Raw genomic sequence first — 17,198 nt, 5'->3', positions numbered from 1 at the left:
CCCATGAGCGAACTGCGACAGGAAGCGGAAGCGATAGCGGAACAGTTCTCGGACCACACCGACGTCGACCCCGACGACGTCGAGGAGCGCCTCGAAACGCTCGTCGACGAGTACCGCGTGCCGCTCGACGAGGCAAGCCGGAGCGTCACCAACAGCTACCTCGAAGACGCCGGCATGGAGCGCGACGAGCTCGGCCGCGGCGGCAGCGAGGAGGTCCTCGTCAACGACATCGACGAGGACGAGCAGTGGGTCGACTTACGCGTGACGCTGGTCGACCTCTGGGAGCCGCGCAGCGACTCCATCTCGCAGGTCGGCCTGCTCGGCGACGAGTCGGGCACGATCAAGTTCGTCGCCTTCGAGACCTCCGACCTCCCCGAGCTGACGGAGGGGCAGGCGTACGAGCTCTCGAACGTCGTCACCGACGAGTACGAGGGGAGCTACTCGGTGAAGCTCAACCGGACGACTGGTATCACCGAGATCGACGAGGCGATCGAGGTCGGCGACAACGCCGACACCGTCGAGGGCGCTCTCGTGGACATCCAGTCCGGCTCCGGGCTGATCAAGCGGTGCCCCGAGGAGGACTGTACGCGCGTCCTCCAGAACGGGCGCTGCTCCGAACACGGCCAGGTCGAAGGCGAGTTCGACCTCCGGATCAAGGGCGTCTTAGACGACGGCGAGACGGTCACCGAGGTCATCTTCGACCGCGAGGCCACCGAGGAGCTCACCGGCATGACCCTGGAGGAAGCCAAGGACATGGCGATGGACGCGCTCGACACCACCGTCGTCGCCGAGGAGATGGGCGAGGACGTGCTCGGCCGCTACTACCGGGTCACCGGCCCCACCTTCGGCCGGTACGTCCTGGTCGACGAGATGGAGGACCCCGGCGCGGTCGACGTTGAAAGCGCGCTGATCGAAGCGAGGTCGATCTGAAATGAGCGGGTCAGCACCCACCCGAGAGGTCGCCCGGCGCGTGTTCGCGAGCGAGTTCGACGACGCCGGCTACACGTTCACCGAGTCCGACGACGAGCGCGCCCCCGTCTACGCGCTGCTCCCGACCGGCGAGTCCTCGAACCGCGTGTTCTTCGTGGGCACGCTCACGGAGAAGGAGGACGTCGGCGAGGACAGCGAGTACTGGCGCGGCCGCATCGTCGACCCGACGGGCACGTTCTTCGTGTACGCCGGCCAGTACCAGCCGGAAGCCGCTTCCAAGCTCCGGGACCTGGAGCCCCCGGCCTACGTCGCAGTCGTGGGGAAGCCCCGGACCTACGAGACCGACGACGGCACGGTCCGGGTCTCCGTCCGCCCCGAGTCGATCACCGAGGTCGACGCCGCCACCCGCGACCGCTGGGTCGCGGAGACCGCCCGCCGCACCGTCGAGCGCGTCGCCGCGTTCGACGACGAGGGCAACGAGTACGCGCGCATGGCGCGCGAGGAGTACGACCTCGACCCCGAGACGTACAAGGCCGCCGCGCTGTCGGCGTTAGAGGACCTCGACGAGAGCGGCGACGAGCTCGCCGGCGACGACGCCGCGCTCGGCGACGCCCCCGACGGGTCCGACTCGGCCGGCGCACCGGAGCCCTGAGGCGAGCGCGCCGCAGCCCTGAGGCGAGCGCGCTGCAGCCCTGATCCGGGGGACGCCCGCCCGGCGCCCCGACGGCGCCGCTCGCCGTGCGACCGTCTGACAAACTGTTAAGTACGCAGCGAGACCTACGACCCGCTAATGGGCAACAAGAACAAGACGGTCTCGTTCCGCGTCAACGAAGATGCGTTCGAGGCGCTCCGCGACATCGCCGAGGAGCGGGACATCTCGCTGTCGGCGGTCTTCCGGGACTACGTGGACATGCTCGTTGCCCACGACGGTCAGGTCCGGGTCGTCCCGGAACACGAGCTGACCGACGCGGACGGCGACGGCGAGGCCTTCCCGCCCCGGGTCGAGGTGCCGAAGAGCTTCGTCCGGGAGCACGAGCGGCTAGAGCTCGAGGCCGAACACCTCCGCGAACAGCTCGAAGAGCACAAGCGGTACATCAACCACCTCCGGGAGCAGGTCGAGGGCGACGACGAGGACGTGATCCACCTAGAGGACCTCGACGGCGAGTCGGACGAGCCGTCGTTCCGACTCGGATAGGGGCACACGTCGCCCCGGACCGCCTTCCGCTCCGACCGAGACCGTCCGCCCCGGCGCTTCTCTCGCCGCGCTCGCCCGCCGAGCCGCGGCGCCGCGCCGCCCGGGTCCCGCTCCGACCGGCGACCCCCGGCGCGAAAACCTTCCTGTTCGTCCGTTACTGACCGCCGAACCGCACATCTTGGCGAAAATATTGCCGGATGGCCCGAAGTTTGTTCAGAAACGTCCGATTCTCTTCCAGTGCGATGGACGGTTTCTCAGTGCGAAGGCGCTATTTCTGATTATACTAAATTATTTACGAAAACGATATTACCCGGGCGGTGGACGGATCGGACATGCGAAGGTGGGTTCGACCGTGACCGTGTTCGACAGGGCGTACGACGATACGGTTCGCGTCCTCGACGAGGACGGCGAGGTCGTCGGCGACGTCCCCGACCTCGACGACGAGTCGCTCGTCGAGATGTACAGGCACATGCGGCTGGCGCGGCACTTCGACGGCCGCGCGGTGAGCCTCCAACGGCAGGGCCGGATGGGGACGTACCCCCCGCTCTCCGGTCAGGAGGGCGCCCAGATCGGTTCGGCGTACGCGCTCGCCGACGACGACTGGATGATCCCGTCGTACCGCGAACACGGCGCCGCCCTGGTCCACGGGCTCCCGCTGAAACAGACGCTGCTCTACTGGATGGGCCACGAGGACGGCAACCGCGCGCCGGACGACGTCAACGTCTTCCCGGTCGCCGTCCCCATCGCGTCGCAGGTGCCCCACGCGACGGGCGCCGCCTGGGCCTCGAAGCTCCGCGGCGAGGAGGACGCGTTCCTCTGCTACTTCGGCGACGGCGCGACGAGCGAGGGGGACTTCCACGAGGGAGTCAACTTCGCCGGCGTGTTCGACACGCCGACCGTCTTCTTCTGTAACAACAACCAGTGGGCCATCTCCGTCCCCCGCGAGCGGCAGACCAGGAGCGCGACGCTGGCGCAGAAGGCGGAGGCGTACGGCATCGACGGCGTCCAGGTCGACGGCATGGACCCGCTCGCGGTGTACAGCGTCACGGAAGCGGCCCTGGAGAAGGCGCGCGACCCCGGCGCCGACCGCCCGCGGCCGACGCTCATCGAGGCGGTCCAGTACCGCTTCGGCGCGCACACGACCGCCGACGACCCGACGGTCTACCGCGACGACGACGAGGTCGAGCGCTGGAAGCGGAAGGACCCGATCGACCGACTGGAGGCGTACCTCCGGGACGAGGGAGTCCTCGACGACGAGCGCGTGGCCGAGGTCGAGTCGTCGGTCGAGACGCGGGTCGCGGACGCCATCGACGCGGCGGAGTCGATGGCGCGGCCCGACCCGCGGGAGCTGTTCGAGCACGCCTACGCGGAGCTCCCGCCCGAACTGGAGCGGCAGTACGAGGAGTTCGCCGCGCTGCGCGACGAACGCGGTGACGCGGCGTTCCTGGAGGACTGAATGACTGACACACAGAACCTCACGCTGGTACAGGCGATACGAGACGGACTACACACCGAACTGCGCGAGGACGACGACGTCGTCGTGATGGGCCAGGACGTCGGGAAGAACGGCGGCGTCTTCCGCGCCACGGAGGGGCTCTACGACGAGTTCGGCGGCGACCGGGTGATCGACACCCCGCTCGCCGAGTCGGGCATCGTCGGGACCGCGGTCGGGATGGCGGCGATGGGGATGCGCCCGGTCCCGGAGATACAGTTCTCCGGGTTCATGTACCCCGGCTTCGACCAGGTCGTCTCGCACATGGCGCGGTTCCGCACCCGCAGTCGCGGGCGGTTCACGCTCCCCATGACGCTCCGGGCGCCCTACGGCGGCGGCATCCGCGCACCGGAACACCACTCCGAGTCGAAGGAGGCGTTCTACGCCCACGAGGCGGGGCTGAAGGTGGTGATTCCCTCGACGCCGTACGAGGCGAAGGGCCTGCTCGCGGCGTCGATCCGCGACCCCGACCCGGTGGTCTTCCTGGAACCGAAGCTGATCTACCGGGCGTTCCGCGAGGAGGTGCCCGAGGAGCCGTACACGGTCCCCATCGGCGAGGCGGCCACGCGCCGCGAGGGCGACGACGTGGCGGTGTTCACCTACGGCGCGATGACTCGCCCCACGCTGGAGGCCGCCGAGACGCTCGGCGAGGAGGGGATCGAGTGCGAGGTCGTCGACCTCCGGACGGTCTCCCCGCTCGACCGCGAGGCGATCGTCGAGGCGTTCGAGAAGACCGGCCGCGCGGTCGTCGTCCACGAGGCGCCCAAGACGGGCGGGCTCGCCGGCGAGGTCACGGCGATCCTCCAAGAGGAGGCGCTGCTGTACCAGGAGGCGCCGATCGGGCGCGTCACCGGGTTCGACGTGCCGTACCCGCTGTACGCGCTGGAGGACTACTACCTCCCGTCGGCGGCGCGCATCGAGGACGGCATCCTGGAGGCGGTCGAATTTTAACATGGCCGCCGGAGATACACCCATGAACGCCGAGGTGACCGACGCGTGACGGTCGAGGAGTTCAAGCTGCCCGACGTGGGCGAGGGCGTCGCGGAGGGCGAACTCGTCAGCTGGCTGGTCGCGCCCGGCGACCGCGTCGAGGAGGACCAGCCCGTCGCGGAGGTCGAGACCGACAAGGCGCTCGTCGAGGTGCCGTCGAGCTACGACGGGACCGTCGAGGAGCTGTTCGTCGACGAGGGGGACATGGTCCCGGTCGGCGACGTGATCATCTCGTTCCGGATCGACGAGGACGGCGACGGCGGGGCGACCGCCGAGGCGGAAGCCGAACCGGAGCCCGAGGCCGACGCGGGCGACGAGCCGGCGCCGGACGCGACCGCCGACGCGGACGACGGGACGACGAGCGAGCCCGACACGCCCTCGGGTCGCACCTTCGCGCCGCCGTCCGCCCGCCGGCTCGCCCGCGAGCTTGGCGTCGACGTCGGTGCGGTCGACGGGAGCGGCCCCGGCGGTCGCGTGACCGAGGCCGACGTGCGCGCCCACGCCGAGGGCGGCGGATCCGCCGACGCGGGCGGCGCGGACGACGGCCCCGAACCCCGCCCCGCGCCGACCGACACCGGCTCTACCGGCCGGAAGTCCGCGGTCAGCAAGCGCGGCGACTCTTCGGACGGGGCGTCGGCGACCGCCGCCGGCGCGCCCGAGCCCGCGGGCCGCGAGACGACGCTCGCGACGCCCGCGACCCGGAAGGTCGCGCGCGAGCGCGGCGTCGACCTCGACGACGTGCCGACCGACGAGACCCGCGACGGCGAGGCGTTCGTCACGGTCGACGCCGTGAACGCGTACGCCGACGCGCTGGAGTCGCCGTCCGAGCCGGAGCCGGCGACCGTCGACGCTGACACCGCGCCGGCGACCGTCGACGCTGACACCGCGCCGGACGCGACCGCCGCGACCGACGCCGCCGTGAGCGCCGAGGGCGACGAGACCGTCCCCTACCGCGGCGTCAGGCGCACCATCGGGAAGCAGATGGAGCGGTCCAAGTACACGGCGCCGCACGTCACCCACCACGACACCGCCGCGGTGGACGCGCTCGTCGAGGCCCGCGAGGAGCTGAAGCCGAAGGCCGAGGCCGAGGGCGTGAAGCTCACCTACATGCCGTTCGTGATGAAGGCCATCGTCGCCGGCCTGAAGGAGTACCCGTACCTCAACAGCGAGCTCCGCGAGGACGACGAGGAGATCGTGTTGAAAGGCGACTACAACCTCGGGATCGCGGTCGCGACCGACGCCGGCCTCATGGTCCCGGTCGTCGAGGACGTCGACGAGAAGGGGCTCTTCGAGCTGGCCGACGAGGTGAACGACCTCGCCGCCCGCGCCCGCGAGCGGAAGCTCAAGCCCGCGGAGATGAAGGGCGGCACCTTCTCGATCACCAACTTCGGCGCCATCGGCGGCGAGTACGCCACGCCGATCATCAACTACCCCGAGACCGCGATCCTCGGGCTCGGCGCCATCGAGGAGCGCCCCGTCGTCCGCGAGGGCGACGGCGGCGACAGCGAGGTCGTCCCGGCGCCGACGCTGCCGCTCTCCCTGTCGATCGACCACCGGGTCGTCGACGGCGCGGTCGCGGCCGAGTTCGCGAACACCGTCATGGAACACTTAGAAACCCCCCTGCTGCTACTCAACGAATAATGGTCGTCGGAGACGTCACCACGGGAACGGAGGTACTGGTCATCGGCGCGGGGCCGGGCGGCTACGTCGCCGCCATCCGCGCCGCACAGGAGGGGCTCGACACGACCTTAGTCGAGAAGGACGCCTACGGCGGCGCCTGTCTCAACCGCGGCTGTATCCCCTCGAAGGCGCTGATCACGGGAAGCGGGCTCGCCCACGAGGCCGGCAACGCGGAGTTCATGGGCGTCCACGCGGACCCCGCCGTCGACATGGGGAAGATGATCGAGTGGAAGGACGGCGTGGTCGACCGGCTCACGGGCGGCGTCGAGAAGCTCTGTAAGGCGAACGGCGTGAACCTGGTCGAGGGCGTCGCCTCGTTCGTCGGCGAGAACACCGTCCGGGTCGCGCACGGCGGCGACGGGCAGGGCTCGGAGACGCTGGAGTTCGAACACGCGGTGATCGCCACCGGGTCGCGGCCGATCCAGGTCCCCGGCTTCGACTTCGGCGAGGACCACGTCTGGAGCTCCGCCGACGCGCTCGACGCCGACACGGTCCCGGACCGCCTCGGGGTCGTCGGCGGCGGCTACATCGGCATGGAGCTGGCGACGACGTACGCCAAGCTCGGCGCCGAGGTCACGGTCGTCGAGATGCTCGACGACATCCTCGACCCCTACGAGGACGACGTGAAGCGCGTCGTCCGCAAGCGCGCCGAGGAGCTCGGCGTCGACTTCAACTTCGGCGAGGGCGCGAGCGAGTGGGCGGAGGCGCCCGACGGCGGCTACCTCCTCCGCACGGAGACGGAGGAGGGCGAGGAGTCGACGTACGGCGTCGACAAGATCCTCGTCGCGGTCGGTCGCCAGCCCGTCACCGACGGGCTCGACCTGGAGAACGCCGGGATCGAGACGGACGACCACGGGTTCGTCGAGACGGACGACCGCACCCGCACGGCGGTCGAGCACGTCCACGCCGTCGGCGATGTGGCCGGCGACCCGATGCTCGCGCACGCGGCCTCCAACGAGGGGGTCGTCGCCGCCGAGGTGATCGCCGGCGAACCGGCCGCGCTCGACAGGCAGGCGGTCCCCGCCGCGGTGTTCACCGACCCCGAGATCGGCACGGTCGGGATGACGGAGGCGGAGGCCGCCGAGGCCGGCTTCGAGCCCGCGGTCGGCGAGATGCCGTTCAACGCTTCCGGGCGGGCGATGACGACCGGCCACACCGAGGGGTTCGTCCGGATCGTCGCCGACGAGGAGACCGGGTTCGTCCTCGGCGGACAGATCGTCGGCCCCGAGGCGTCGGAGCTGATCGCCGAGGTCGCGCTCGCGGTCGAGATGGGCGCCACCCTCGAGGACGTGGCCGCCACCGTCCACACCCATCCGACGCTCGCGGAGGCGGTGATGGAGGCCGCGGAGAACGCGCGCGGGCAGGCGATCCACACGCTGAACCGCTGACCGCGTTCGATCCCTCCCCGTCACGCGTGACCCCGGTCCCGTCCCGCGGAGGTCCCCCGACGAGGCGTACTGATGGCCGCCGGACCCTCGCGTGTTACTCTCGCTCACACCCGTCGAATTACCGGAATTCTGACAGATATGCGCCGGCAGCGGGCCTCTCCGAGCGGTAAACCCCTCGGAGCGCCGCTACGGTCTCCGACGGGGAATTCGTGGATCCGCAAATAGAACTTCATTATTTCGATAGAAACCCTCCGTTATAACGATGTTTCCCTCACAGAATTAGACAATATTATCTGCGAAGAGGAGCGACCGTTTTTTGATGGCTGGTAACACCAAAGAGTGGTGGCCGGATCAGCTGGATCTGGAACTGCTCGACCAGAACGCCGCCGATATCGGTCCGTACGACGAGGAGTTCGACTACGCGGCGGCGTTCGAGGAGCTCGACCTCGACGAGGTCAAGTCCGACCTCGAAGACGTGATGACCGACTCGAAGGAGTGGTGGCCCGCCGACTACGGGCACTACGGCCCGCTGTTCATCCGGATGGCGTGGCACAGCGCCGGCACGTACCGCTCGCTCGACGGGCGCGGCGGCGCCGCCGGCGGACACCAGCGGCTCCCGCCGATCAGCAGCTGGCCGGACAACGTGAACCTCGACAAGGCCCGGCGGCTGCTGGAGCCGGTCAAGACGAAGTACGGCGAGAAGCTCTCGTGGGCCGACCTCATCGTGCTCGCCGGCAACGTCGCGCTGGAGTCGATGGGCTTCGAGACGTTCGGCTTCGCGGGCGGCCGCGCGGACGACTTCCGCGGCGACGACGCCGTCGACTGGGGCCCCGAGAGCGAGTTCGAGGCCACCTCCCCCGACCGGTTCGACGAGGACGGCGACCTCAAGGCCCCGCTCGGGAACACCGTGATGGGCCTCATCTACGTCAACCCCGAGGGGCCGAACGGCGAGCCCGACCTCGAGGGCTCGGCGAAGAACATCCGCCAGTCGTTCAGTCGGATGGCGATGAACGACAAAGAGACCGTCGCGCTCATCGCCGGCGGCCACACCTTCGGGAAGGTCCACGGCGCCGACGACGGCGACAACCTCGGTCCGGAGCCCGAGGACGCCCCCATCGACCTCCAGGGCCTCGGCTGGGACAACGAGTTCGGCGAGGGGATGGGCCCCGACACGATCACGAGCGGCATCGAGGGTCCGTGGAACGCCACTCCGACCGTCTGGGACACGAGTTACGTCGACAACCTGCTCGAGTACGAGTGGGAGCCGGAGAAGGGTCCCGGCGGCGCGTGGCAGTGGACCACGAAGAACGACGAGCTCGACGACGCCGCCCCGGGCGTCGCGGACCCCGACGACAAGGAGGACGTCATGATGCTCACGACGGACGTCGCCCTGAAACACGACGACGACTTCCGGGCCGTCCTCGAGGAGTTCCGCGACGACCCCGACGAGTTCCAGGAGACGTTCGCGAAGGCGTGGTACAAGCTCATCCACCGCGACATGGGCCCGCCGGAGCGGTTCCTCGGCCCCGAGGTCCCGGAGGAGACGATGATCTGGCAGGACCCGCTGCCGGACGCCGACTACGAACCGATCGGCGACGCGGCGGTCGGCGACCTCAAGGGCGCCCTCCTCGACTCCGGCCTCTCGACCGGCGAGCTCGTCAAGACCGCGTGGGCGGCGGCGTCCACCTACCGCGACAGCGACAAGCGGGGCGGTGCCAACGGCGCCCGCATCCGCCTCGAACCGCAGCGGAGCTGGGAGGCCAACGAGCCCGAACGGCTCGCCGATGTCCTCTCGACGCTCGAAGACGTACAGGCCGAGTTCAACGAGTCGCGCTCCGACGACGTGCGCGTCTCGCTCGCCGACCTCATCGTGCTGGGCGGGACCGCGGCCGTCGAGCAGGCCGCGGCCGACGCGGGCTACGACGTCGAGGTGCCGTTCGAGCCCGGTCGCGTCGACGCCACCGCCGAGCAGACCGACGAGGAGTCGTTCGAGGCGCTCAAGCCGCAGGCCGACGGGTTCCGCAACTACCTCGGCGACACCGACGAGGACGTCGAGGACCTCATGGTCGACAAGGCCGACCTGCTGAACCTGAGCGCCAGCGAGATGACCGTGCTGGCCGGCGGGCTGCGAACGCTCGGCGCGACCTACGGCGACCGCACGGCGTTCACCGACGAGCCCGGGACGCTGACGAACGAGTTCTTCGTGAACCTGCTCGACATGGCGTACGAGTGGGACGAGGTGACCGACGCCGAGGACGTCTACGAGGTCCGCGACCGCGACACCGGCGAGGTCGCGTGGGAGGCGACGCGCGCGGACCTCATCTTCGGCTCGAACGCGCGGCTCCGCACCATCGCCGACGTGTACGCCAGCGACGAGGAGAAGTTCGTCGAGGACTTCGTCGCGGTCTGGAGCGAGGTCATGACGCTCGACCGCTTCGACCTCGAGTAACGCCCCCGTCGCAGTCGGATTTTTTCGGTCTCGCAGCGCGGTTCCGGTAGCTCCGGCTCTTCCTCGCCGACGCGGCCCGAATCGACCCTCTCACCTGCCGAACCCTCGGCTTGTAACGGACGGCTGGCTTTCCGGCTATCGCCGTGCGCAACGAATTCTATATCGCGACATGTGATTTACTACTGCGCCGACGGCCGAATCTCCCGTTCGACCGCAGGCCCGATTTCCCGGCCCGAACCGGCGTCTCGGCGGCGATCGACCGCCTTTTTTCCCGCCGGGCCCTCGTTCGCGACATGGCCGACGAGTTCGACCCGGAGAAGTTCGAAGACAAGTACGCGAACTACTTCCAGGAGCTCCAGCGGGCGTACAAGAACGCGTTCAACCAGATGAACGACCGGCACGACTCGGAGCTGATCCACGGCATCGACCAGACCGTGCTCAACGAGTCGGAGCCGTTCTACGAGGACGGCGAGTTCCGCGTCGAACTCCCGGAGAACCCCCGCGAGCGCATCCGCGGCGCCGTCGCGGTCGACGACGAGACGTTCGAGGAGACGCTCGACGAGTACGTCGAGCGGATCGAGTCCGAGCTGTACCGGACGCTGGGCGTCGACCGCCCGGAGTGACCAACCGTGAGGGGTCCGCGTCGCGCCCGGATCCGGCCGAACCAAAGGCATAAGCCCGCCGCCCGCCAACTCGCGGGCATGAGCACGGACACGACTGACGCGGAAAACGAGCTCCGCGAGCGGATCACGAACTTCCTGCGGCGTAACTTCCCGCAGATCCAGATGCACGGCGGGAGCGCCGCCATCGCCCACCTCGACCGCGAGAAGGGCGAGGTGACGGTCCAGCTCGGCGGCGCCTGTTCCGGCTGCGGCATCTCGCCGATGACGATCCAGGCGATCAAGTCCCGGATGGTCAAGGAGATCCCCGAGATCGAGACGGTCCACGCGGACACCGGCGCGGCGGCCGGCGCCGACGGCGACCTCGGCGGGACCAGCAGCGGCGGGATGTCTCCTTCCTTCCCCGGCGAGACGACCGACGACGACGGCGGCGACGACGAAGGCCCGCAGGCCCCGTTCTGAATCGGTTCGACCGACGGTTTCTCTCTCCCTTTCTCTCCGACTCCCGAGTCGCATCGCCGTCCACCGCCCAGTAGCCGATTTCGCACGGAAGCGGCCTCCTCGGAGCTGAATCCGTGGGATACGGTTATCGAACCGGATCCCGGAGTAAATCTTATGGCGCTATATCAAATTCGTACGCCGCCCCGATCTCAGTCCGACTGAAGCCTTTTTCTCCCCGGCAGCCGTGGGGAATCGCTATGTACCATCGCGAGGTCGAACCCACGGCGGAGTACGTCGCGCGGTTCGAGACCGGCGCCGACTGGCGCGAGGAGATAGAGGCCCTCGCCCGCGAGGAGGACGTTGAGGCCGGCTGGTTCACGGCGCTCGGCGCGGTCCAGGACGCGGACGTCTGGTTCTACGACCAGGAGGAGACCGAGTACCGGTCGGTGACGTTCGACGAGCCGCTGGAGGTGGCCGCCTGCGTGGGCAACGTCTCGCTTCTGGAGGGGGACGTGTTCGCCCACACCCACGCGGTGCTCTCGCGCCCGAGCGGGCAGGCCCTCGCGGGGCACCTCGACTCGGCGACCGTCTGGGCGGGCGAGTGCCACCTGCGCGCGTTCGCCGAGCCGCTGGAGCGCTCGCACGACGAGGCCACCGACTTGGACCTGTGGCTGTGACCCGCCGAGCGCACCGCGTCTCCCCCGCGACCGAGCCGCGATGAGACCGGACGACGAGCGCTACTTCGCGCGGATCGAGGAGCGCCTCGACGAGGCGTGGGACGTGGCCGAGACGGCCAAAGAGCAGGGCCGCGACCCGGAGCCCGAGATCGAGATCCCGGTCGCCCGCGACATGGCGGACCGCGTCGAGAACATCCTCGGGATCGACGGCGTCGCGGAGCGCGTCCGCGAGCTGGAGGGCGAGATGTCCCGCGAGGAGGCGGCGCTGGAGCTGGTCACCGACTTCGTCGACGGGAACGTCGGCGACTACGACTCCCGCGAGGGGAAGATCGAGGGCGCCGTCCGGACCGCCGTCGCGCTGCTCACCGAGGGCGTCGTCGCCGCGCCGATCGAGGGGATCGACCGCGTGGAGCTGCTGGAGAACGACGACGGCACCGAGTTCGTCAACGTCTACTACGCGGGCCCGATCCGCTCGGCGGGCGGGACCGCCCAGGCGCTGTCGGTGCTCGTCGCCGACTACGCCCGGTCGCTGCTCGACGTCGACGAGTACAAGCCCCGCGACGTTGAGGTCGAGCGCTACGCCGAGGAGATCGCCTTATACGACAAGGAGACCGGGCTCCAGTACACCCCGAAGGACAAGGAGTCGAAGTTCATCGCGAAGCACATCCCCGTCATGCTCGACGGGGAGGCGACGAGCGACGAGGAGGTCTCGGGCTTCCGCGACCTCGAACGGGTCGACACCAACTCCGCGCGCGGCGGGATGTGTCTCGTCGCCGCCGAGGGGATCGCGCTGAAGGCCCCGAAGATCCAGCGGTACACCCGGAACCTCGACGAGGTCGACTGGCCGTGGCTCCAGGACCTGATCGACGGGACGATCGGGAAGGACGGCGCGGGCGACGGCGACGCGCCGGCGTCCGAGGGCGACGCGGACGAGGACGGCGACGACGCCGACGGGGAACCCGACGAGCCGGCGGCCGACCCCGCGGCCGACGACTCGCCCGACGGCCCGCCCCGCGCCGACCCCTCCCAGAAGTTCCTCCGGGACCTGATCGCGGGCCGCCCCGTCTTCACGCACCCGAGCGAGGCGGGCGGCTTCCGCCTCCGGTACGGTCGCGCGCGCAACCACGGGTTCGCGACCGGCGGCGTCCACCCGGCGACCATGCACATCGTCGACGACTTCCTCGCGGCGGGCACGCAGATCAAGACGGAGCGGCCCGGGAAGGCCCACGGCGTCGTCCCCGTCGACTCCATCGAGGGGCCGACGGTCCGCCTGGCGAACGGCGAGGTGCGGCGGATCGACGACCCCGAGGAGGCGAAGGCGGTCAGCAACGGGGTCGAGAAGGTGCTCGACCTGGGCGAGTACCTCGTCAACTACGGGGAGTTCGTCGAGAACAACCACCCGCTCGCGCCCGCGTCGTACGCCCCCGAGTGGTGGGTCCAGGAGTTCGAGGCGGCCGGCGCCGACGTACAGGCCATGGGCGACGACCCGCACGTCGACTTAGAACACCCGGGCGTCGACCGGGCGCTCGCGTGGGCTCGCGAGTACGACTGCCCGCTCCACCCCGAGTACACCTACCTCTGGCACGACGTCTCGGTCGACGCGTTCGCGGCGCTGGCCGACGCCGTCGCCGCCGGCGAGGTCGCCGACGGCGTCCTCGCGATCGAGCGCACCGAGCCGGTCCGGGACGCCCTGGAGTCGCTGCTGGTCGAACACGCCGCGACTCCCGACGCGCTCCGGATCCCGACGTGGCGCCCGCTCGCGCGGTCGCTCGGGATCGACGACGGCCTCCGCAGGGAGTGGGACGCGGACGACCTCTCGGCGGCGGCCCGCGAGTACGCCGACGGCGAGAACGCGATTCGCGCGGTCAACGAGGTCGCCCCGTTCGAGGTCCGCGAGCGCGCGCCGACCCGGATCGGCAACCGGATGGGTCGGCCGGAGAAGTCCGAGAGCCGCGACCTCTCGCCCGCGGTCCACACGCTCTTCCCGATCAACGAGGCGGGGGGCCCGCAGCGCGACGTGGCGGAGGCCGCGGGCGTCATGGACGACACCGGCCGCCGCGGGCGGCACGAACTAGAGGTCTCCGACCGCGTCTGCCCCGACTGCGGCGAGCACACCTACGCCGCGCTCTGTCCCGACTGCGAGACGCACACCGAGCCGCACTACGAGTGTAACGACTGCGGCACCGTCTGCGAGCCGGACGAGGCCGGCCGCGTCGAGTGCCCGAACTGCGAGTGGGAGGTGACGGCCGCGAGCTATCAAGAGGTCGACGTCAACGACGCGTACCGCTCCGCGCTGGAGCGGGTCGGCGAGCGCGAGTCCGCCTTCGAGATCCTGAAGGGGGTCCAGGGGCTCACCTCGCGGAACAAGACGCCCGAGCCGATCGAGAAGGGGGTCCTCCGCGCGAAGAACGGCGTCACGTCGTTCAAGGACGGGACGGTCCGGTACGACATGACCGACCTCCCGGTCACCGCGGTCCGGCCCGAGGAGCTCGACGTCACCGCGGACCACTTCCGCGAACTCGGGTACGAGACCGACATCGACGGCGAGCCCCTCCGCCACGACGACCAGGTGGTCGAGCTCCGGGTCCAGGACATCGTCCTCTCCGACGGCGCGGCCGAGCACATGCTGAAGACCGCCGACTTCGTCGACGACCTGCTCGAACAGTTCTACGGGCTCGACCGCTTCTACGAGGTCAACGAGCGCGACGACCTCGTCGGCGAGCTCGTCTTCGGGATGGCGCCCCACACGAGCGCGGCAACTGTCGGTAGAGTGGTAGGATTCACATCGGCCGCGGTGGGATACGCTCATCCGTACTTCCACGCCGCCAAGCGGCGGAACTGCTTCCACCCGGAGACGAAACTCTGGTACGAGGACGAGACCGGTCAGCTACGATACGACGAAATCGAAGCGTTCGTCGAGAGGTACCTCGATCGGTCTGAGGTCGAGTTCGACGACTTCGGAACGGCCGTCGGCGAACTGGAACATGTCGACGGCGACCTGCGCGTTCCGTCGCTGACCGCGGACGGAGATCGCGTCTCTCGTCCGGTAGAGGCGGTCAGCAAGCACGACGCACCGGACCACCTCGTCCGAGTCCGGACCGAATCCGGCAGATCGATAACCGTCACTCCTGACCACGGTGTCCACGTGTACGACGGCGAACGGGACGCAGTCGCCGGCAAGGAAGCGCGGGAAATCGACGCGGACGACAGACTCGTAATTCCCGATTCGGTCGGGGTCGACGACGTCGACCGCGACTCACGCCGGTTCGATTTGCTCGCCGAATTTATTCGGTCCGACGCGGTTCCGACCGACCGTCTCATGATCAAAGGGCTGGACAAGGACCGCCTGTACGAGCTCTTCGAGGACGCGTTCGCCGACGACTGGGAGGGGGGATTCTACCCGCTCCAGAGCATGACGGAGGTCTTCGGGACGAACAAGAAGACGCTGAGTAACTACCTGTACAGAGAGAGCTTCCCCGTGTCGTATCTCCTGCGGTGCTTCTCCTCGCTCGACGAGATGCTCGCCTTCGTTCCGGACGACGTCTCGCTCGGAATGAAACGCGATCGCACGGAGATCGATCGGTTCGTCGATCTCAACGAGCGCGTCGCGACGCTGCTCGGGTACTACGCGGCGGAGGGGTTCGCCCGCGAGCAGGAGACGCCGAAGGGGACGATCCACCAGACAACGATCTGCGGGACGGAAACGGAAGCGAGGGAGTTCTTCCTCGACGTTCTGCGGGAGGAGTTCGGGGTCGACCCGTACGAAGAGAACCACGCGAAAGTGACCGTCTCCGGTCGCCTGTTGCGTGCGTTCTTCGACTCGGTGCTCGACTCCGGCGTGTACGCACACACGAAGCGCGTCCCCGATCAAATATTCGACGTATCCGACGAGATCATCGGTGCGTATCTGAGCGGATACTTCAGCGGCGACGGCAGCGTCGACGACGGATCGCTCCGAATCACGGCAACGACGGTCAGCGAAGAGCTTCGCGAAGACTTGCTCGGCCTTCTGCGGCGGCTCGAAGTCCACGCGAGCGTCGACCGACCCGAGCGGGTTCAGCTCCGTGATAAGTTCCCCGAATTCTACGACGACAGCGACACGCGGATGACCGCACAGACGTACGTCCTCAGTGTCTCGTCACACGACGCCGTTCGATTCTCCGAAATCGCCGGATTCCACCTCTCCCGGAAGCAGGACCGATTGACTGAGAACGTCTCGTCCGTCGAACCGTACGCGCGAAAAGCGTCTGACGGCGGGTCCGGCGAGTATCTCGTCGAAGACGTCGCTGAGGTCGAGGCTGTCGAGAGCGACGTCGACCACGTGTACTGTCTCACCGTTGAGGACACGCATTCACTCGTCGCGAACGATCTGTCGGTCGATCAGTGCGATGGAGACGAGGATTGCGTAATGCTGCTCATGGACGGTTTACTTAATTTTTCCAAAACTTTCTTACCAGACCAACGCGGCGGGCGGATGGATGCACCCTTAGTGATGTCTTCGCGAATCGACCCCTCGGAGATCGACGACGAGGCGCACAACGTCGACATCGTGCGGGAGTACCCGCTGGAGCTGTACGAGGCGTCGCGCGAGCTGGCCGACCCGGAGGCGGTCGAGGAGCTGATCCGGATCGGCGAGGACACGCTCGGGACCGACGACGAGTACCACGGGTTCGACCACACCCACGACACGACGGACATCGCGATGGGCCCGGACCTCTCGGCGTACAAGACGCTCGGCGACATGATGGAGAAGATGGACGCGCAGCTGGAGCTGGCTCGGAAGCTCCGCGCGGTCGACGAGACCGACGTGGCCGAGCGCGTCATCGAGTACCACTTCCTGCCGGACATCATCGGCAACCTCCGCGCGTTCTCGCGGCAGGAGACGCGCTGTCTCGACTGCGGCGAGAAGTACCGCCGAATGCCGCTGACCGGGGACTGCCGCGAGTGCGGCGGCCGGGTGAACCTCACGGTCCACGAGGGGTCGGTGAGCAAGTACGTCGACACCGCCATCGAGGTGGCCGAGCGGTTCGACTGCCGGCCCTACACGAAACAGCGGCTGAAGGTGTTAGAGGGGTCGCTGGAGTCGATATTCGAGGACGACACGAACAAGCAGTCCGGGATCGCGGACTTCATGTGACGACCCCGCCGTCGCGTCCTGTTCCGCGACGACGGGGTCGACCTCCCCGGGCGGGGAGGAAACGGCGAGCGTGGTTGGGTATACCGACAGCGTGTTGCGAGCGACTTCCAGCCCGTGCCTCTCGTCGGCCGGCCGGAAGCCGATCGCGCGTTATGTCTCCACGCTATTGAATCTGTGGCACGCGGTGGCAGGACCGTGC

12 protein-coding genes are annotated in these 17,198 nt (G+C 68.9%); all 12 read left to right on the top strand.

Features of this window, described 5'->3' with window-relative positions:
• Positions 1 to 3 precede the first annotated feature (3 nt).
• On the top strand, positions 4 to 930 hold the full coding sequence (locus AMR74_RS00585) for a replication factor A (protein WP_053770144.1): 927 nt from the start codon (positions 4 to 6) through the stop codon (positions 928 to 930).
• Position 931: 1 nt separating this feature from the next.
• Positions 932 to 1,582: an RPA family protein gene (locus AMR74_RS00580; protein WP_053770143.1), complete on the top strand. Its 651-nt coding sequence runs from the start codon at positions 932 to 934 to the stop codon at positions 1,580 to 1,582.
• A 138-nt stretch (positions 1,583 to 1,720) separates the two neighbouring features.
• Positions 1,721 to 2,125, top strand: coding sequence for a CopG family transcriptional regulator (locus tag AMR74_RS00575; protein ID WP_053770142.1), 405 nt, complete (start codon positions 1,721 to 1,723; stop codon positions 2,123 to 2,125).
• Between the two features lie 352 nt (positions 2,126 to 2,477).
• On the top strand, positions 2,478 to 3,581 hold the full coding sequence (gene pdhA / locus AMR74_RS00570; RefSeq protein ID WP_053770965.1) for a pyruvate dehydrogenase (acetyl-transferring) E1 component subunit alpha: 1,104 nt from the start codon (positions 2,478 to 2,480) through the stop codon (positions 3,579 to 3,581).
• Positions 3,582 to 4,568, top strand: coding sequence for an alpha-ketoacid dehydrogenase subunit beta (locus tag AMR74_RS00565; protein ID WP_053770141.1), 987 nt, complete (start codon positions 3,582 to 3,584; stop codon positions 4,566 to 4,568). It abuts the gene before it with no gap.
• A 45-nt stretch (positions 4,569 to 4,613) separates the two neighbouring features.
• Positions 4,614 to 6,248, top strand: a complete 1,635-nt coding sequence (locus AMR74_RS00560) for a 2-oxo acid dehydrogenase subunit E2 (RefSeq protein ID WP_053770140.1) — start codon at positions 4,614 to 4,616, stop codon at positions 6,246 to 6,248.
• The gene (gene lpdA, locus AMR74_RS00555; RefSeq protein ID WP_053770139.1) at positions 6,248 to 7,675 is read left to right on the top strand and encodes a dihydrolipoyl dehydrogenase; all 1,428 of its coding nucleotides are present in this window, start codon (positions 6,248 to 6,250) and stop codon (positions 7,673 to 7,675) included. The genes AMR74_RS00560 and lpdA overlap by 1 nt, the downstream gene beginning before the upstream one ends.
• Positions 7,676 to 7,994: 319 nt before the next feature.
• The gene (gene katG, locus AMR74_RS00550) at positions 7,995 to 10,124 is read left to right on the top strand and encodes a catalase/peroxidase HPI (RefSeq protein ID WP_053770138.1); all 2,130 of its coding nucleotides are present in this window, start codon (positions 7,995 to 7,997) and stop codon (positions 10,122 to 10,124) included.
• A 293-nt stretch (positions 10,125 to 10,417) separates the two neighbouring features.
• On the top strand, positions 10,418 to 10,747 hold the full coding sequence (locus tag AMR74_RS00545; protein WP_053770137.1) for a DUF5783 family protein: 330 nt from the start codon (positions 10,418 to 10,420) through the stop codon (positions 10,745 to 10,747).
• Between the two features lie 78 nt (positions 10,748 to 10,825).
• The gene (locus AMR74_RS00540) at positions 10,826 to 11,206 is read left to right on the top strand and encodes an iron-sulfur cluster biogenesis protein NfuA (RefSeq protein WP_053770136.1); all 381 of its coding nucleotides are present in this window, start codon (positions 10,826 to 10,828) and stop codon (positions 11,204 to 11,206) included.
• Between the two features lie 236 nt (positions 11,207 to 11,442).
• Complete coding sequence (locus AMR74_RS00535) at positions 11,443 to 11,862, top strand: PPC domain-containing DNA-binding protein (RefSeq protein WP_053770135.1); 420 nt, start codon at positions 11,443 to 11,445, stop codon at positions 11,860 to 11,862.
• Positions 11,863 to 11,902: 40 nt separating this feature from the next.
• Positions 11,903 to 16,999, top strand: a complete 5,097-nt coding sequence (polC, locus tag AMR74_RS00530) for a DNA polymerase II large subunit (RefSeq protein ID WP_053770134.1) — start codon at positions 11,903 to 11,905, stop codon at positions 16,997 to 16,999.
• Positions 17,000 to 17,198: the final 199 nt, after the last annotated feature.

The sequence above is a fragment of the Halorubrum tropicale genome (assembly GCF_001280455.1).
GTDB lineage: Archaea > Halobacteriota > Halobacteria > Halobacteriales > Haloferacaceae > Halorubrum > Halorubrum tropicale.
Note: the sequence above shows the minus strand (reverse complement) of the source record. Positions and strands in the feature narration are given on the sequence as shown.